The 18,265-nt window shown below is 66.2% G+C and carries 15 protein-coding genes; 7 read left to right on the top strand and 8 right to left on the bottom strand.

Annotation, left to right across the window (positions count from 1 at the left end; genetic code table 11):
* The 3 genes from AB0D59_RS35765 to AB0D59_RS35755 all read right to left on the bottom strand — a co-directional run.
* Positions 1–291, bottom strand: a 291-nt coding sequence (locus AB0D59_RS35765) for a hypothetical protein (RefSeq protein ID WP_362574604.1), incomplete at its 3' end; no start/stop codon positions are given.
* A gap of 601 nt (positions 292–892) precedes the next feature.
* Positions 893–2,146 carry a site-specific integrase gene (locus AB0D59_RS35760; protein ID WP_362574602.1) on the bottom strand — a complete coding sequence of 418 codons (1,254 nt, stop codon included), beginning with the start codon at positions 2,144–2,146 and terminating at the stop codon, positions 893–895.
* Between the two features lie 127 nt (positions 2,147–2,273).
* Positions 2,274–2,552: a helix-turn-helix domain-containing protein gene (locus tag AB0D59_RS35755; RefSeq protein WP_362574600.1), complete on the bottom strand. Its 279-nt coding sequence runs from the start codon at positions 2,550–2,552 to the stop codon at positions 2,274–2,276.
* A gap of 706 nt (positions 2,553–3,258) precedes the next feature.
* Between AB0D59_RS35755 and AB0D59_RS35750 the strand changes: the two genes are divergently transcribed.
* From AB0D59_RS35750 to AB0D59_RS35730, 5 genes are all read left to right on the top strand, one after another.
* The gene (locus tag AB0D59_RS35750; RefSeq protein WP_362574599.1) at positions 3,259–3,837 is read left to right on the top strand and encodes a hypothetical protein; all 579 of its coding nucleotides are present in this window, start codon (positions 3,259–3,261) and stop codon (positions 3,835–3,837) included.
* Entirely contained in the window at positions 3,834–4,040 is a 207-nt protein-coding gene (locus AB0D59_RS35745) for a hypothetical protein (protein WP_362574597.1), read from the top strand. The genes AB0D59_RS35750 and AB0D59_RS35745 overlap by 4 nt, the downstream gene beginning before the upstream one ends.
* The gene (locus AB0D59_RS35740; protein ID WP_362574595.1) at positions 4,037–4,459 is read left to right on the top strand and encodes a hypothetical protein; all 423 of its coding nucleotides are present in this window, start codon (positions 4,037–4,039) and stop codon (positions 4,457–4,459) included. Before AB0D59_RS35745 ends, AB0D59_RS35740 begins: the two co-directional genes overlap by 4 nt.
* A gap of 386 nt (positions 4,460–4,845) precedes the next feature.
* Positions 4,846–5,613: a hypothetical protein gene (locus tag AB0D59_RS35735; RefSeq protein WP_362574593.1), complete on the top strand. Its 768-nt coding sequence runs from the start codon at positions 4,846–4,848 to the stop codon at positions 5,611–5,613.
* A gap of 283 nt (positions 5,614–5,896) precedes the next feature.
* Positions 5,897–6,277, top strand: a complete 381-nt coding sequence (locus tag AB0D59_RS35730; RefSeq protein WP_362574592.1) for a hypothetical protein — start codon at positions 5,897–5,899, stop codon at positions 6,275–6,277.
* 3 nt (positions 6,278–6,280) lie between these two features.
* Here AB0D59_RS35730 and AB0D59_RS35725 read toward each other — a convergent pair whose 3' ends face one another.
* The 5 genes from AB0D59_RS35725 to AB0D59_RS35705 form a co-directional block, all read right to left on the bottom strand.
* The gene (locus tag AB0D59_RS35725; RefSeq protein ID WP_362574590.1) at positions 6,281–6,619 is read right to left on the bottom strand and encodes a hypothetical protein; all 339 of its coding nucleotides are present in this window, start codon (positions 6,617–6,619) and stop codon (positions 6,281–6,283) included.
* A gap of 149 nt (positions 6,620–6,768) precedes the next feature.
* Positions 6,769–9,573: an RNaseH domain-containing protein gene (locus tag AB0D59_RS35720; RefSeq protein WP_362574588.1), complete on the bottom strand. Its 2,805-nt coding sequence runs from the start codon at positions 9,571–9,573 to the stop codon at positions 6,769–6,771.
* Between the two features lie 23 nt (positions 9,574–9,596).
* The gene (locus AB0D59_RS35715; protein ID WP_362574586.1) at positions 9,597–12,932 is read right to left on the bottom strand and encodes a hypothetical protein; all 3,336 of its coding nucleotides are present in this window, start codon (positions 12,930–12,932) and stop codon (positions 9,597–9,599) included.
* Entirely contained in the window at positions 12,929–14,176 is a 1,248-nt protein-coding gene (locus tag AB0D59_RS35710; RefSeq protein ID WP_362574585.1) for a hypothetical protein, read from the bottom strand. The genes AB0D59_RS35715 and AB0D59_RS35710 overlap by 4 nt, the downstream gene beginning before the upstream one ends.
* A gap of 60 nt (positions 14,177–14,236) precedes the next feature.
* The gene (locus AB0D59_RS35705; RefSeq protein WP_362574583.1) at positions 14,237–15,496 is read right to left on the bottom strand and encodes a helix-turn-helix domain-containing protein; all 1,260 of its coding nucleotides are present in this window, start codon (positions 15,494–15,496) and stop codon (positions 14,237–14,239) included.
* A 222-nt stretch (positions 15,497–15,718) separates the two neighbouring features.
* Here AB0D59_RS35705 and AB0D59_RS35700 point away from each other — a divergent pair, with 222 nt between their 5' ends.
* Both AB0D59_RS35700 and AB0D59_RS35695 read left to right on the top strand, forming a co-directional pair.
* Complete coding sequence (locus AB0D59_RS35700) at positions 15,719–17,767, top strand: GNAT family N-acetyltransferase (protein WP_362574582.1); 2,049 nt, start codon at positions 15,719–15,721, stop codon at positions 17,765–17,767.
* Positions 17,764–18,243: an ASCH domain-containing protein gene (locus AB0D59_RS35695; RefSeq protein ID WP_362574580.1), complete on the top strand. Its 480-nt coding sequence runs from the start codon at positions 17,764–17,766 to the stop codon at positions 18,241–18,243. The genes AB0D59_RS35700 and AB0D59_RS35695 overlap by 4 nt, the downstream gene beginning before the upstream one ends.
* Positions 18,244–18,265: the final 22 nt, after the last annotated feature.

Genomic DNA, 18,265 nt, shown 5'->3' with positions numbered 1-18,265 from the left:
CGCGGCCGCGATCAGCACGTCCAGCAGATCGAAGGCGTCGGAGACCTCACCGATCAGCTTCGCCTCCGCGTCCCACTCCTCACCCAGCTGCCGGGCCAGCTTGGCCAGGGTGGTCATGCCCTGCTCTATCTCACCCTTCGCCCCCAGCAGCGAACCCAGCGCTCCCAGCGCACCCAGGTCATGGGACTGCGCCTCGAACTGCTGCAACGGCTTCGCCGTGTGATGCCCCACGCCACGCAGCCCCGAAGCCGCCTTGTGCATCGACGCGGCTTCCTTCTTCAGGTCCGACATGCCACCCCACCCCCGTACTCCACGCTGTGCACATGCCAACCCAAGAGACTATGGAGAGCGGTTATGCGGAAGGTATGGGCGGCGCCAAAGGACGGCAAAGATCGGCAAGCACGTCCGGGCTGCAGTCGCGGCACTCCACGTCTCTCACGACTGCATCCGCACAGGACGGTCTCCCACAGCGGCCGTGCGGACACTCATCTCGGACTGTGGGGTAGCGCGATCCCCCGGTGAGCGGCGCCGAGGCCGCTAGTACCACCGAGCAGAGACCGTTCCAAATGCCGGCGGCTTCAGCACCCTATTCCGACGGCTGTCGCGAACGGCCAGCTCAGAGGCATTACCCGCCCCTCCGCTCCCGGGAGTTTCAGGGACTCCAGCTCTGTCCGAGGGACTTTCCACCGCCTGACGAGGCAAACCCCCCGAAAGACCGGAAAGGGTCTCCGTCGCAGATCAGAGGCCCTTTTCCATGAAGAGCCGCAGGTGGCGGCAGACGAGTCGGGCTGTACGCCGGGTTCTGTTCCGCTCAGGGAGCGATCACGCTCTGACCTGCGTGTTTATGGACATCCGGCGGCTGTTTCAGCCCTCTGGGACTTCTCAGGGACTTTCAGCCGAGGCCCGCGAACCACGCCTCGATCGCGGACAGTCCCCGCGCGCCGGCCTGCGGCATGAAGTGCGTATACGTCCGGAGCGTGAACGCCGGGTCGGAGTGCCCCAGCCACTTCGCGAGCGAGACGATGGACTCCCCGGCTTCGAGCATCACCGAGGCGTACGTGTGACGCAAGACGTGGAAGCCGTGCTCGCGGCTGGGCTCCCAGACGCGCGACGGCTTCTCGCCCGGCTGACGCTCGGGCAGCGGTGGGATGACTCCCACGTCGGCCAGTGCCGGCTTCCACGCCTTGGTGTTCCAGGTGGTGCGGTTGATCGCGCCGCGTCGGCCGGTGTACACGAGCAACGGGACGGTTACCTTGCGTCGGTCCTCACGTGCGAGGTCCGGCTCCTCGGGGTCCAGCCACGGCAGGGTGACGTCGAGCGGTTCGAAGCGTTCCTGGTGAGTGAGGAGCCGCTTCGCGAGCACCTTCGGCAGCGGCACGTCGCGTTCCTTGCCGCCTTTGGGCGGGCCGAAGTACAGGCGCGACTTGTACATGAGGATCTGCCGCTCTATGTGGACGAAGTCTCCACGGATGTCACCTGGGCTGAAGCCGAACGTCTCGCCCTGTCGGAGTCCGCATCCGACGCCGAGGTCGAGCGCGATCCGGTAGCGGTCGGCCAGCGCCTCTCGTACAGCGTCGACACGGTCCTGCTCCCAGGCGCGAGCCTTGCGCTCCGGCTTCTTCGGCGGCTTGATCGAGCCGTTGCCTTTGCACGGGTTGCGGTACAGCCGTTTGTCCTCGACCGCGGCCTGCATGATGGCCTTGAGGTACACCCACGCGACATAGGCCGTGCTCGACGCCACCGCCCTCTGCACGTCGGCTGACCACTTACGCAGCTCCGCGACGCCGATGTCCCTCAGCGCCAGATCTCCGAGCTGCGGCAGCACCTGCCCCCAGATCCGGTGCCTCATGCTTTCCAGCGTCTGAGCGGGGTGCACCTGGGAGGGCCACCAATGCTTCTCGACGTACTCGCGAAGACTGATCGCACCGTCTCGTGCGTCGACGAAATCTCCTCGCCGTACGTCGGTCTGAGCCTCGGCCAGCCACGCCTTGGCGTCCGCGACCGTGTCGAAGGACCGGTCACGGACCCCCGGTATCCCTTTGACGCGGTAGCGCGTGCACTTGCCCCATAGCGCAGTGCGTTCACGCTTGCCCGTCTCCTTGTTCGGCCGCTTTTTGAGCCACCGGTCCTCGATGTAACCCGCCATGTACGCCTTCTCCTTGGCCTGGTCATGGTTCTCGCGGCGCGAGCCTCGTCGCGATCAGACACACAGACGATCTCCGTGTGCATGAAATTCCGAGTGCTGCTGATCTCCTCGGATCAGTTCTCCCAGGTCAAGCAGCGCGGCGTCGTTCGCGCTGCTGCGGCGCTTTGCTCAGCGGATTGAGAGCCGGGTTCGACCGCGAATCCGCCTGCTGCTGTTCGGTGAGCCACGCGTCGAGCAGGTCCCGGCGGTACATGACCCTCCCGCCGGGCCCCATCCGGAAGCTGGGCGGCCCTTGCCGGCGGTGACGCCAGACGTAGAGCGTGTTCACCGAGATGGCCATGTACTTCGCAGCGTCCTGAACATTCAGGAAGGCAGCCTCAACGGCAGGCTTGGACTGGTTACGCATCGTGTGTCTCCGGGGTAAGCGCTGCCGAAGCAGCTGGCGCTCTGTCCCCTCGCCTACGCACAGCGAGGCAGAGCGCATGTCTACTGGCTAGGAGCATCAGAGTCCGGAGAAACAGCGATTTGGAGCAGCTAGCGCATCGTGATAACGCAAGTGCTATGCGGCTGGGGAGACCGCTGATGGCCGTCGCACGGCGCGGTGGTCGCGTCCGCTGAACGAAGATCTCCAGCTCAGGCAGAGCTGGAGTTTCAGTAGAGCCGCCGCCTTCGGGATTCGAACCCGAGACCTACGCATTACGAGACCACGAGGGTTCGTGACGCCTGGTGCCGGATCGTGCCACCCGGTGCTGTTCTGCCTGATCAGAGCACATGCGACCAGTTCCACTGTGACACCCTGTGTTACCCGGTCCAAAGGCGTCCGGCCGCACCGTGGCCGCACCCACGGGTGTTCCGGGCGGCCGGAACACCATTGTCACCATCCGACAGGGCAGGCGCAGGGGTACTGCTCCGGCACCGAAACCGTGCCCGTCGCCGACAGACATGCCTCTTCTTTCTAGCAGCGCCCTGTTCCAGGCCCAGACCCCTCGAACGGGACAGCGCTCTCGACCCCCGTTCGACAGTGCGCGTATCACCAGGGAAAGGGTCCCGTCTGGCGGGTTCAACACCGCGGTGAGGCCATAGCCCGACTCCTGCATCGGAGGAGACCAATCATGGAAGACATACCAACGGCCGCCGGTAAGAGCGGTCCCGTGAACCACACCACTCAGCCTCTCGGGAGCGTCGGCCAGGCCGCCCGGCTCCAGTCCGTCCCCGCAGCCCCGCCCGACAGTCGGCCAGCCGTGGCAGCGTCCGCTGTCCGGCGCACGTTCGCCTTCACCAGCGCCGTCACCGGTGAAAAGGTGACCGTGACGTGCATGCCCGGCTGCACGATCGGCCACGACGCGGACGGCAACACGCCCGAGCACCCGCACGACATCTACTGCAGCATCCCCGGCTCAGCCGGCGAGCTGCCACTCTTCGGCCCACTGTGCGACACGGGCGACCCGGAGGACTTCCGCTTCCTCAGCTGGCAGATCCAGTCACACCCCTTCTCTGGACGGCCAGCGGAGCGGCTGCCCTTCGTGGCCATTGAGGCCATCAACGAGCACTACATCAAGTACCTCGACCCGGACACGCTGGAGATGGTCATAAGCCACCTGCAGAAGCGGGTCGACTCCCTGCGCGAGGCCCACGCCCAGCTCGTCAACGTCCGCACCGCGTACCTCAACCCCCCGGAGATGGCTGCATGAAGACCACGACCATCACCGAACGCGCCATCGCCGAGGTGGAAACGTTCCGCACCAAGATGCGAGAACTCGGCTCGTGCTCCCCGGCCGTGGAGAAGTTCGCCGACGAGGTGATCGTCCTCATCATCGTCTGCGGGTCCCCGAAGGTCGCCGTCGAAACGGCGATGCGCAACCTCCTCAGCGAGCCGGCGGAAGTGACGGTATGACGACTTTGACCACGCGCGCCGGCTTCGACGCCTTCCGCGACCGCATGTGCGAACACTTCGGACAGCTGCCCGACGGGCTCGGAAGCCAAAATCTCCATGTCGAACAGGCCCCGCTCGGCCCGGATGAGTACTTCACCCACCGGCTCGACAACAACGGCCACCACATCGTCCACGACCCGCGGCAGGTCAGCGGGCTCATGGTGCGCCAGTTCCTCGGCATCTACGCCACCTTCACCGAGGACCCGATCCGCGAGAACGTCCGCGACGCCTACTACGAGGCGAAAGCGGCGGGCGCGCGGGCAATCTGGGGGATCGTCCTCAGCGAGATCGACCGCACGCAGCACCCCGAGGGTGTGATGGACCAGGCGCTGGAGCTGCTGCAACAGGCCCGCGCGAAGACCAAGGCAACGGCCGCGTGAGGACGACCGCGAAGACCGCGGTGGTCGGGGTTGTGAAGTTCGTGGACAGCCCCGGCCGCCCGGCCCGCACCTGACAGCAAGCCTTATGGATCCTGAAGACTCGACGCCCGCGAACGGTCACCCACGCGAGTGAAACGGCGCGACATTCTCCTGACAGTGCGGCTGACTCTGTAGCGTGCATGGCGGCAACTCGCAGTCCACTCGGGCGATGAACGGCAGCGCCGGGCAAGGAAGGGGGAGGTGCCATGGGTGCCCCTTCAACCGATAGTCGCCATCTTCTCCTGGAAGACCGGCCACCGCCGGGCACCCCCACGGTGCAGCGGCTTCCCGGCAAGGCCAGGTCACGCCAGGAGGTACTGCGGGAGTGCGAGGCGGAGGCCGCCGAGATGCGCGGGTACATCCCGCGGGTGCTCTGGGACTTCCTGATTCCGGATCTGACCCGCTTGTTCCGGTGGCGCGTTCAGCTTGACTGCGACTGCATCTCCGAGGTCCTCACTCGCGAAGACAGCACCCCACCGCACAAGACGCAGTGGAAGGCCCTCCACTCACCGCTGCCTCCTGGGCAGATGATCTGCCATCACGACGACTCCCCACCGCCGCCTTATCGCGTGATCGCTGAGTGGGGAGACCGGAGAGAGGTGACGTTTCCCGCCGACCTGGTCGAGCCGCCGGACAACACGGATCCCAGAATTTGGTCGATGATCCGCCATGACGAGCCGCACACCTCCGCGTTCTGGGAGGTGACGCTGGCTTGCGGTCACGTGGAGGAAACCATCGCCCCGAGTCTCGATTGGGTCCCTGCTTCTGGGCCTCGCCGTGCGGCTCCGGAACGCGTCCAGCAGATGTCCGCCGAGTTCGAGGAAGCCTGGCGCGTGAACCCGGAGCTGCAGACCGAGCGGGACCGGGAGCACACCCGACGGATGCTCGCGGACGGCTGGCCGACACCGGAGCCCGAGCAACTCTGCTACTTCTGCCCCCAAGTTCGGATGATCTCGGCCTACGAGCGCGTCGGATGGCTTGTCCCCCGGCAGCGACAGTCCGGGAAGGCGGAGAGCACCGCACCCACACCCTCGCGGTCCGCCTTGGAGCGGAGGCTGCGAAAGGCCGAAGCCGAGGCCGAGCGTCTACGGGCTGAGTTGGATCAGATCGACTAGGGGCCGCTTCGCCCTGCTGGCAGTCCGCAGGGGACCTTCCCCGTTGGGTAAAGCCGTTGTCCGCGATTCGAAAGATCTACATCGCCGGATGATCGTCTTCCATACCGAATCCCGGGCCCCGTTCGTGTACGCCTACCGCGCGGGCGGCCTGCTTGACCGGCCTGTACCACTACGACGACCTGTGGACCGAGGAACCCTGGACCGACGACTACGACTTGGCGGTCTGGCCGGTACCCCGGCCCCCTGCGGGGGGGGGCGGGGTACTTCTCGTATGCTCCGGCGCATGCGACGCACCTTCATACCGCTCGCCCTCGCCGCTCTCGCGCTGGCCGGCTGCACCACCGAGGAGGACAAGGCCGCGAGGTACTGGGACGGCTACCGGTTCGGCGAGCAGACGGCGACGGACTACGCGAAGCGCGTCCTCGACACCAACTTCACGTACTGCACGACCGGCGGGGAGGTGGCCGCCCGGCAGGACATGTGCACCCGCCCCGGCGGCCCCGACGCCCGGTACCCCGCCTCCGTGGGACAGCGGGAGTGCGCAGACGCGCTCCCTGGCGGCCTGGACGGCGACGAGCGCGACGCATGGAACAAGGGCTGCATCACCGGCATGGCTCTCGGTGTGCCGGACGTCGTGACGTACGGGGCCGATCCTCAGAAGTGAGCCTCAGGCCAGTCTTGCAGGCTGGCCGGGTCGGGCGCCGGACGGCTGCGGCAGGGCGTCTCCTGTCGGCTCTGTTTGGCAGGCGTTCCGGAGACGTTCGTCCATTTCAGCCGTCAGTTCAGTCAGCCGCACGTACAGCGCCTGTTCTTGCTTGGACAGGTTTCCGGACTTCATCTTCGCCAACAACTCTTCCGTGGCATCGGACAGGACGCCCCGACAGGTCTGGGCTGCCTCGTAGAAGCCGCGATCGTACACACTGAAGTAAATGGAGCGTCCGCCCTCCTCGGCCGTCTCTCGTACCGCCTGGCCAAGCTCGCGCAACATCTGCTTGCCCCTCGACATGCTGCCCCTCCCCTTCCCCGTACTCAACACCGAGCTGCTGAAGGTATCGCCCGGCTGGCCCAGTTGGCGATCACGACCGCTTACGCCCTTCTGGCGACTTCCTGCCTTCGCAGCGGGGCCTTCGCCTAGCGACGCTGATGCACTGGCCGCTACTGCTCGGATACCTCTCCGTCAGAACCCGGCTCGGCGGCGGGCTTCTCCTCGGGAGGAGCGGTGCGCCGGTACTGCGGGTGGTCGAGGTCCATCTGCCTGGCGGCGTGCAAAGGAACGGGGAAGCGGGCCCGGTCTGACCAGAAGAGGGTCTGGTGGCAGAGTTTTGCGGTGGCCACGGCAAGGGCTTCCGCCGAGACGCCTTCGGCGCAGGCCAGCGGGTAGATCTCGGTCGCGGTCATGGAGTACCAGTTCTGGGGCATCTCGCCCTTGCGGCGCTCCTCCTTCTTCTCCGAGTGGACGGACCGCTTGGCGTCCCACCGGGTGTACTTCGAGCCAAGTCGGCCGGCGCCGTCGCCGTCGTACGCGCGCGGCACGTTGCACAAGATCCAGACAGGTGCGCCGAAGTCCACCTCGACTTGGTACAGCATCCGGGTTGTTTCGCCGTCAGTCGTGGCGCCAGCCTGTCCCTTCAGCACACGCGTGGTGCTGACAGGCGGCGGGACCTCCTCGTCCGCGATGTTGATGCGGATCACGGCACGCGGCCTCTCATCGATGCTCAGGGAGCTGCCTGGGAGCCAGTAGCGGCTGAAGCGCGGAGTCGGGGCGGCTCCCTGGTTCATGTTCTGCAGCCCCTCCCACATGCGGCGGCAGGCCAGCCCGTCCACGGTGACGGTGTAAGGAACGCCGTCCAGCTCCTCGGCGAGATCTCCGAGGGCCAACTCGACCGCCTCAGCTGCGTCGTCCCAGCGCTGCCGGTGAGTCTTCTTCTCCCCGTTCTCCTGAGGGTAGGCCGTGGCGTGGAAGGCGGGCTGGGCGCTGCGGTAGGGCTGCCACTCGGGTCGGGTCGAGCTCCAACCGAGCATGCTCCATGCTCCGCCGACATGGGCTGGCGGGATGAGTGCTGATGCGGTGATCACGACCTTTGGAGGCCCGTTCTCCCCCTTTCGCCGGTTCTGCTGGCGTACATGGACACCGACTTGGGCGACTCGGTGAACGGGGTAGTCGGAGGTTTCGGGTTCCAGAGCGTTGGCGATACGGTCGTCGATGACTCCGAGCGAGCGGTAGAGGTCGAGGAGGGCCATCTCGCCCGGGTGGTCCTTCGCCTTCGGCATGACGATGCCCTTGTCGTTCTTGCCCAGGATGTACTGGGTGGGAACGCCGAGGCCGGCAAGGAGCGATCGCGTCAGGAGCTTGCCGTCGCGGCTGTCGGCGTCCGTGCCGCTCCGCTCGTCAACGGCCTCGGGCTTCTCCGTCTCGCACCAAGCACCGACGAGGACTCCGTCTCGGGAGACCAGCGAAGCGCCGGTCTGTGCCAATGCTTCCCGCCTGCCATCCGGTCCACCGGGCCGGAGGAAGTCGGTAGCCAGGTGGAGCACCGCGGTGATCTGGTCGCCGTGGAGACTGAATTCCTGGCCGTCGTGCGGGTCGAGCCCCGTGGGGTCGATGCCGTATGTCTTGCAGAGGGTGTCGAGCATCCGCAGCCGGGTCTCGTCGCGGTACCAAAGGCAGGCGATGCGCAGCTTCTTGAAGCCGGCGGCCTCGACGGCGGCGAAGACGGACTCCGGCGTGGGCACGGCGCTGCCTCGCGCCCGGAGCGGCTCCTTGCTCTCGCTCTTCTCCCGTTCCTCCTTGCGGCGTTCGAGCTCCTTCTTGGTGACCCGCTCGGGGTCGGTCGGCCGGTGGGGAAGCGTCATGGGCGCCTCCCGCATCGTCAGAGGCACGGCCGCGTCGCCGAACGCCTCAGCGACGTGGCCGTAGAGAAGGCGCAGGTGCTGCATCCCGGTGCCGGTGCCGATGGGGAAGGAATAGCTCTTGGGGAGGACTGGCCACACCTGGGCGGGGTGTTCGCGGGGGAAGGCCGCCGGCTTCTTCTCCTCGCGGGCCGTCTTGAGGAGCTCCTGTTCCCTGCGGGATCGCTGGTCGATCGTCCTCAGGATCGAGTAGTCCATCTCCAGACGCCCCAGCGCCTCCAAGGCGAGCCGGTTCACGGTGCGGGCGGCACCTCGGCCGTTGAGCGACACTTCAAGGAGCGGGTGCCCAGGGCCGGGCTGCACAGCCAGGGCCGTTTTCGAGAAGATCAGCGAAGAGGAGATGCGGGTCACCCTCGACGACACCAGGAGGACGGGACTGGCGATGTTCGGAAGGGTCTTGAGCCGCAGCGCGGTGCGGGAGAGGGCGTACCGGCCGCCCTGCTCGTTCTGCCAGGGCTTTTCCAGAGCGACCAGACCGCCGGTGGTGTCGGGGCAAAGTGGGATCTTTCTGCTGTCGGAGATCTCCCATGGCTTGGCAGCCATGCGGCGGGAGAGATCCCAGGCTACGGTCCGGTAGACCCACCCGGGGGTGTTGGGCTGCTTGCCGTCGACCGGCTTGAGGTGGTCGGCGAGCGCGTACTGGTGTTCTGGTGACGCGGCGATCCGTTTAGCGAGCTCAGGAGCCATGGCGAGGTCGATGGTGTCGATCTTCTCCCCGAGCGCCAGCGCATGGGTGAGGGTGAACACCTGACAGAGCAGCTCGCTGTCGAGCGGTTCGCGCGAGGCGAGGAACGGCCCACGGAAGTCGGGGTCGAAGTAGACGTAGCCGCCGCTTAGCGTGCTGAGCACGGTGGTGGCGATGGAGTACGGGGCCTGCGCCGCGTCGTCGCCGTAGCGGCGTGCGCATTGCCTGCTGAAGTCGCTCCACAGCTTCTCGGTCTCGCGGTCGAAGTGCCGTACGTACACCGAGGCGTCACCGACGAGCTTGGGTGTGCAGCGGTAGGCGAGGGCGTTCAGGTACATCCCCGGCTCGCGGTCTGACTGGGTCACGCGTCCTCTTCTCTTCATTCTTTTCAGGCGTCCGGCAAGCCGGGCTCGTGCGCTTCGATGCCGGCGTAGGAGAGGAACGCGTTGAGCGCCTCTCCGTACAGCTCGTTCATCCGTTGGCGCACTTCGGGCTTCCACTGGGAGTAGATGCGGTGCAGGACTGTTTCCAGGTCGGCGTTCCAGGTGTCCTCGTGGAAGGCGTAGTCGACCATGTGGAGGACCGCTTCGGTGCCTCCGCGGCGAGCCCTGCCGGCCAGCTGGATGAGATCGACGATCATGCCCGCGACGACCTCCTCCTGGAGGGACTTGTGCATGGCCGTGAACTGTGGGGCCGTCCGCAGGAGAAGGGACAGGCGTTCCCAGGCAGCTTCGCGACCGACGGCAAGCCCTTGTGATGGGTTCGAGCTACCGCCGGTCGGCAGGGCCCGCAGACCGGCGGCGTTGATGCTGGCGTACATCTCGGCGGGCTCGCTGAGGAGCGCCAGGGGACGTACACAAAGGTAGACGGAGCGGACGGCTGAGCGGATGCCGACGACGATGTTGAGTCCCCTGGCAATCAGCGACAGGGGTACGACCAGGATCTTGCCGTGTTTGGGGAAGTCCTCGAACTCCTCGGCGGTGAGGCGTACAGCGACGTTCTCCTTGGGCAGGTCGGGGTCGGTACGGTGGCGGTCCTCCGCCCGCACAGCAACGCACAATCCGCCGCCGTAGTGGCCGGCTTGCGCGATGCCGCGTGCCAGCCAGGCGCACTGCTGGTAGGAGTTGGCCACCACGAGCACGTGGGCGCGGTCGGGGTCCTGGGCCGCCGTTCGTTCGAGTTCGCGGTGGATCTTCTGGTCGTACAGGTTGCTGCCCAGTTCGATCAGGGCGTCCTTCTTACGGCTGGGGTGGGTGCCTGACACCTTGATGGGCTCCCCGAACAGGGGGTGGCCCTCTCCGTACTCGATACGGTGCTTCCTGGCCCGGATGGACTTGGCCTGCGCGTCGGTCATCCACCACCGGACGGGAGCATGGACGTGTTCGCGCACGGCCTGGGGGAAGTACGCGGTGGCCGACAAGCCCATCACCGGCCGCTCCACACCAGCCAGGAGGAGCGAGACAACACCGCCGAGCTCGGCGGTGTAGGTGTGCGGGTCACCGGTGATCGTCTGGGCGACAAGGCTGGCGTTCTTCTCCTTGTCGTCGAGCCCAGTGATGCGGTAGCCGGTGATGGAACGGCCGAGCATGCCCAGCGGAATCACCGAGGAGACTGCCGTGGCCCGCAGGAGTTCCACGATCTTCTGCGCCGACCGCAGGCCGGAGGAGCGGTAGTCCTGGGCCTTGTCCTGCAGTTCGGACAGAGCTTCATCCAGCTCGGTCATGGCGGTGCGTGTCACCAGGAGGTTAATGGCCTTGGAGCGCCGTTGAACGTCCTTGATGGAATCCTCGAGAAGCGTGTGCAGCTCCAGCTTCACCATGTCGAGCAGGTGCTCGCCGCGTGGCGCCACGAGGGCTCCGAGGGCCCGGCGCACGTCGTCCCAGTCGGGTTCGAGCAGACTCGGTTGGGATTGGGAGGAGAGCGGATCGAGGCCCCGATACCGGGCCGGCATCAGGGCGTTGAGCCGCTGGAAGAAGTCCGGCGGAATGTCCGCATCTTCCGCGATCTCCGTCTCGGGCCAGAGCAGGCGGATCAGTGCGCGGTCCCGCCCACGGGCCAGGTGCCAGCGGGTACTGGTCTGGTCTGGAATGCGGGCCTGGGCTCGCTCATCCTCCGTGGCGTGCAACCTGAGGGCGTTCTTGCAGATGCTCAGGAGGAGGAACTCCGCCATCAGCCGCACGTGACTGACGGCGGGCAGCAGGTTGTGCTCGTCGTCGATGTGTAGCCGCTTCGCGTCGGTGTCCATCTCCTGCGGCGCTGCGGACCAGTGCCGCCGAGAGTGCAGGACCACCTCACCAGCGCAGTTGTCGATGGCCCGGGACTGGAACTGGTCCACCTCATCGACGAGCACAGCGTGGCAGGTCCGAAGCGCGAATTCGGCCGCCGTCATGCTCCGGACGGCCCGGCCGTCCAGGTTCACGCCGATGCGCAGGTTGCCCTGCATGAAGGCGTAGTGGTTCATGATGACGACGTTCGCGGCGCAGGCGTCGTAGACGGGGGTGAACTTCCCGCACGTCGGGATCCAGGGGCAGGCTGCGGAGCCCACTCCCTGGCGGCGCAGGTTCAGGCACGGTTCGCGCCCGGGTGGGTAGTCGCCGGTGGCCTCCAGGAAGGTCTTCTGCGCGCATCCGTAGGCCAGTTGGTCAAGATCACGCTCGCCTCGCTCACCCCATTCACCGGGGAGGTCGGGATCTTCATTGATGAGGGAGGCGTGCTTGAGGGCGCGGTCGTGCATCCCGGACGAGGACATCAGGTGGGCGCAACCTACCTCGTGTTCGATGACCCCAGTTCTGTGCAGGTGGTCGAGGTCTCTGCGCACATTCCACGTCGCTGCCAGGCACGCCTTGATGTCGGGCAGCACGATGGCGACGCGTCGCTGGTTCGCGGCGAACCACGCGGCCATGACCCGGACCAGGACGCTCTTGCCGGTGCCGGTCGGGGCGTTGAAGATCTCTGTCCGACCGGCGGTCAGCGTCAGCGCCTCGCGGGGGGACAGGCTGTCGGTGGTCTGCAGCACCTCGAAGAGCTGCTGCAGGATCTGGTGCAGGTAGCGCTTCTCCGGCGCGTAGCGCAGGTCGATGTGCCGGGCCAGCCCAAGGAGTTCGGGCGTGGGGATACGGACGTCCGGCAGGTAGGGGACAGAGGAGACGTGAGGGAGCCGGTCGTGGCCGAGCGGGGCGGTGAACTGGGGGTAGGTGGGGATAGTGAGCCGCCCCTGGATCTGTCCCTCCCCGTTCACAAACATCTCCTGCGTAGCCCATGTCCCCGGACCGGCGAAGTCCGGAGGCTTGGGACGGCTGCTGGGCCGGCGGAAGCGGGCTGTGAGACGGTCGACGTATCCCGGCAGATCGCCGCCTACCCGTGGGAAGGCGGCGCTGGCGGTGAACGGGTTGTCGCCGACCAGCTCAAAGGGAAGCATGGCCCCTGGGCCGTCAGGGTCGTCTCCGTGCAGGGGCGCGAGCATGGACCGGGCCGTGATCGAGAAGGCCCGGAGGCCCGAGATCTCGGCGGGGGCGATGGCGTACACCGCCGTGATCCGCTGCTTCTCCTCATGGGTGAGGCTGTCCCAACGTTCCCACGCCTGGTACTTGCCGGAGACCAGGAACGCCGCCTGCTCAAAGGGGGCAGCGCCGCGTTCGTCCCCGTCCACCGCTTCGGGAAAGTAGTGGGCGGCCAGTGCCAGCGCGGCCAGTACCGCAGTCTCCTTGACCGACGCCTCGCTCATGTCCAGCTCACCTTTGCCTCCTTGCACACCAGTTCACCGAACTCGGAGGCGGTGACCGCCTTCATCCCGTACCTCTCGCATACCCCAGAGAGCAGCGGGATCTGGCGGGCCCGGTAGTCCGGCACCACCAGCCACTCGGCCCCGCCTTTGTCGCCCTCTTGTGCGTGGATGAGCTTCGCGAGCGTCGTGACGGACGTGTAGTCCTTGACATCGACCTTGAACGACACCTTTTTGCGTCGCTTCGGCGCGACCTCCACCAGGAGGTCGTAGGCGTCCAGCCCCGGCCACAGGTCCACCTTCAGCCCGCGCTCCTTCAACCGGTCGAACAGGGCCAGCTCCGGAAGCCCCGGCACGGTGGTGTACCTCCAGATACCGCGGGCGAGCGCCTTGTGCCCCTCTGCGGGCAGCGCCTCGGGCAGGGTCTCGGTGTCCGGGTACAGCACTGCCTCCCTCCCGCTCGGGCGCGCCGGAGACGGCTCTGGCAGCAATTCCGGTGCTCTCTCGTCCGACGTTGGACGGAAGAGGTACGCGGCACCCATATCGGCGTGGGGGGCGTGCCAGCAGCGAGCCGACCCCACGATGTTGCCGGCGTTCTTGCGGAGCGTGAGGCGCATCGGCCAACGGCAGACCGGGCAGGGAAACCACCAGCCGTGATGGACGGACCCGTAGGGGATCTCCTCGTAGAAGTCGACGACTCCCATCGGCAATTTCAGTTTGCGCAGTTGGTCGACCGGGCCCGCCGGATGCCGGATGAGGTCGGATCGGCCTGCCTCGTAGGCGTTCTGCGTACCCTGCTTTCGTAGAAGCGCGTACGCCGTCTCCTGCTCGATCTCCGACTGGAGCTCCCGATCGCTGATCGCGCCCGCGTCCTTTTCGAGCTTTCGCAGGGTATGCAGCAGAATTCGCTGCTCCAGATCGAGATCGAAGGCATCCTCGGTCACCTGCCCGTCCCGGTCGATGACTAGCAACCCGCCCAAGTCCGCGGCACTTACGCCGTCCGGCAGCAGTCCGGCCAGCTCCCCTCTGAGTGCCTTCCGGAACTCGGCGAATGGCAGCGGGCTGCTTGGCCCGCGAGCCGCCAGCATCGTGCCGTGGCACTCCATCAGGGTCGCCAGGCGCTGCTCCGGCTTCAAGCCTGGCGACGTCATGGCCTTCGCCGCCCGCAGGGCGGCCCGGGTGACCAGGTAGCGGACCCTGGCTTCGTCGAGTGTCTGAGCATCGTCGTGCGTGATGGGGCTCGTCACAAATCCGCAGCGTAGACCGCACCACTGACAATCACCCCGAGATGGAGGGAATGCCAGCTTCTAGAGCGAGTCGACCGGAAAAGGGCCGAGCCCTGTGGTATCGACCTGCGGATAGAGCTCCCGATAGAGATCGAGATACTCCGCGACATGCCGCTTACCGAGCCTGGTCAATCGCCATCGGTACTCGTCGACGTGTGTGCCCCCTGACGCCATCACCGGAACGGAATCGACGAAGCCCCGGCTCGGCTGGCCACCCGCTTTCCCCTTGTAGCCCACGCCGATGAAGAAGAGGGATCGGCCCGCCAACCGGTCGTCCTCCAACCCGGTCGGCTCCGCCGCCGCAACCCGTGCCAATGCACTCCACAGCCACTCCGACAGCAGATGCGCCGCGTGGTCGGGTTCACGAGGCTCGCCCAGCCCGGCGCGGGCAGCTGCTCGGCCCCGGCGAGTAATCTCCACCAGCACCCTGTCCACATGACCAATGCTGGGATGCTCGACGGCATCCTCCGTGATGATCAGCAGCCCCCGCCGCTCAAGTGCATGCACGGTCTGACCAGCGCCAGGATCGTGCACCCCTCCACGCCGGAGGCGTTCCTGCAGGCGCGTATAACCCACCACTGACGGTGCGGCCTTGAGGGTCAACGGCAGCTTGCGCCACTCGGCCGCTCGGGGCACTGGCAGACGCTGCACCCGTCGCATCCACATCTCGGTCTCCGTCATACGGTCATCCCGCATGATTTCGCCCAGGTAGATGCGCTGCCGCTCGTTCAACAACTCCCAGGTCCTCAGTGCGGCCTGCGAGGGGTCCTGCTGCCGCTTGCCCGGAATCTGCGGTGCAGGCTCATCTGTACGTGTGCGCATCCAGGCGTCCAGGACCATACGCACGGGCACTCCGTAGATTTTCGCAAGAGGAGCGAGCAACCTGCCGGTCGTCTGGACGTCCTTCCACCCACGGCCACGCACCTGGCGACCGCTCTCCAGAGCCGCGACCTTGGCTGCGGACACGCACAGGTCACGTCCTGCGGACGATGCTCGCAGCAGTTCAGCGACTCGGTCGACGGGCAGTCCAGCGGCATAACGAAGATCGATCAGCGTTTCCGCACCGCGCTGAGCTCCGGTGAGCGCTCCAGAGTCGCACCCCAAAGCCTTGGCCAGCTGGTCCAACCGGGCCGGAGTTGGCGAGTGCCTGCCCTCCTCGTAGAAGAAGATCATCCTTTCCGACACCCCAGCCCGAACTGCCAGCTCCGCTCGTGTCAGCCCCAGCTCTTCGCGCCGGGCCGCCAGGCGGCTCGGCTCGATTCTGCGAAGGGGCGCGGGCATAACTCCATAAGAACCAGACTGAAGACTTCATTGCAACAGTGCCTCTGCACCCACTGTCCGGCCTTGCCACCGGCATGGATCAGCACTGACACCGGCGAGCCTCGCCTGAACGCAATGCAGTGGCCTGACGGAGGCGAGTACTCCTCGGCTTCGAAACCCTGGCGCCGTCCCGGCTTCGGAGGACAGACTGTGATCTCGACACGCAAAGTGAGGGGGGACCTCATGAATGTAACCGTCAGGCTGGTGGGAGCCGACGAGGTTGAGGTGATCAATGCCATCGTGGCGCTCGGCGACAAGAACACTAAGACTCTGGGAATGTTGCCGCCTCCGGTGTACCAGCAGGCCGCTGACCGCAAGACGCTGCTCGGGGCCTTTGATGGTGATGAACTCGTGGGTTATGCCCTCTACGCCCTGCCCAAGCGGCGGCATCATCACGTCCAACTGACGCATCTATGCATCAGTGAGCAGCACCGAAAGCATGGCGTCGCACGCAGGCTGGTGGAGGAGATCACTGCCCGCCACCGCGACAGGTTCGGAATCCGTGCGAAGTGCCGCCGGGACTACGAACTCAGCCGCATGTGGAGCAGCCTCGGTTTCGTCCCTCGTGGGGAGACACCAGGGCGAGGGAACAAGGCCATGCCACTGGACGGATGGTGGCGCGATCACGAACACCCGGACCTCTTTGACGACCCGGACATCGGCGCTCTGCTGACCGTCGCTATGGACCACGGCGTCTTCGCCGACTTGCGATCACTCACGCCGGCCCAGGGCACCAACGAGTCGCGAAGCATCGAGGCGCCATGGCTGGCCGATTTGATCGAACTCACGGTCACACCCCGCCTCTTCCACAAGGTCAACGAGATCGAAGAGCAGCGAGAAAGACAGCACCAGCGGTCTGCTCTCCAGACGTTCCGGCATCTCAGGCCGCCCGGTGAGGCAGTGCTACGGCGCCTGCAGGAGCTGACCGAGGCCACACAATCTTGGGAAGTACCGGCTCGGGCCGACGAGATCAGCCTCTTGCAGTACGTCGCAGAAGCATCGTGTGCGGGGTCGCAGGTGCTCACCACTCGCGTGCCTGTGCAGCCACGTTTGGCCGATCTCGCTTGGGACGTGGCCAAGATACGGGTACTCCCGCCAGCTGTCGTGGCGATGCACGTAGAGGAGCTGCGGCTGGCGCAGTTGTACCGGCCCGCCGATTTGATGGGAACGGCTTTCAGGACCAGCACCGTTGCCTCCGGCGGCGAAGCCGAGCTTGTGGCCTTCTTCGACCAGCACGAAACCGATCGAGGATCCGTCTTCGTCGACCGGCTCCGCTCACTGGCCAGCGGCCCACCTGAGCGTCGGCGAGAGCTGGTGCGGGACGCCGACGGGCATCCGGTAGCACTCTATGTATGGGCGCTCGAAGGCGACGTCCTTGTTGTCTCGATCCTTCGTACCGCGACGCATCCCCTGGAAGGGACCTTGGCTCGGCAGCTCTTGTTCCTACTCAAGGGACTCTGCCGGGACCACGGAGGGCGCGTGCTGAAGATCACCGACAATCACATCTCGCCGTCTGCCCAAGCTGCCGCTTCCGACGACGGCTTCGTCCAGGACGACGAGGGCCTGATTGCTCTCATTGTGGATGTGTGCGGCACAGCCGAGGCAGTCCGTGCCAAGGCAGCCGAGGCGGCTTCATTGGTGGGGCGCGACATCCCCGTGCTGGAGCCAGGTCTTCCGGCCGCTGTGGCCTCCTCAGCAGAGGTCGCCTGGTGGCCTGCGAAGATCACCGATGCGCTGCTCCAGTCGTTCCTCGTGCCGATCGAGCCGCGCTGGTCATCGTCACTCTTCAATGTCCCGGCGACCCTGCTCCCCCGGGGTGATGAGCTCGGGATGAGCCGAGAGCATGTGTATTACCGCTCGCCCGGCCACCGGGGTGAGCAGGTACCTGCCCGGCTGCTCTGGTACATGAGCGAAGGGGTGTCGGGGCAGCAAGCAGTGGGGTGCTCACGTCTGGACGAGGTGGTTGTGGACGACGCGGACGCCCTGTTCGAGCGCTTTGAACATCTCGGGGTCTACGGCCGTAATGAAGTCCGGGACGTCGCCGATAAGAAGACTGGCCTCGCCATGGCTCTGCGCTTCTCCGATACCGAGATCTTCCCTCACCCTGTGAGTTTGCGCCGACTGCGGCAGCTTTCTAGATCGCTCGAAGCCCCGTTGCCACTAATCTCGCTTTCGGAGATCAGCAACAAGCTGTTCCAAGCGGTCTACCAGGAAGGTCACTCCCGGACGTGAACGAGCTGGAACGAGCGATGCTGCTGTCCGTCCACCCCCGCTTCGCCAACTCCATCCTGGACGGCACCAAGACAGTAGAGGTACGCCGCCAGAGAGTAGCGGTGCCCGTTGGCACGCCAGTGGTGCTGTACGCCACGGCTCCAACCATGGCGCTGGTGGGGACAGCACGAGTGAGCGCGGTACACATCGCGACACCCGCCGAAGTCTGGTCGGCCCATCACTCCCGTACCGCGATTAGCAGGGAGGAGTTCGATGACTACATGAGCGGCGCAATGCAGGCGAGCGCGATCACGCTTGAGACTCCGACCCGGATCACCGATCCGGTGCCGCTCAGTGCGCTTCGCGCGACGGCGGACTTCCATCCGCCGCAGAGCTACCGCTATCTCGCGGGGGACGATCTAGCGGAGATCACCGAGACGTACCCGGCCGCCGACACCGCGCTGCAGCGGGTCCTCTCGATGCCGGCGATGGCGTAGCCCAGCAGCGGTCAAGTGGGCG

It is taken from the genome of Streptomyces sp. NPDC048417, assembly GCF_040651615.1.
Lineage (GTDB): Bacteria > Actinomycetota > Actinomycetes > Streptomycetales > Streptomycetaceae > Streptomyces.
Note: the sequence above shows the minus strand (reverse complement) of the source record. Positions and strands in the feature narration are given on the sequence as shown.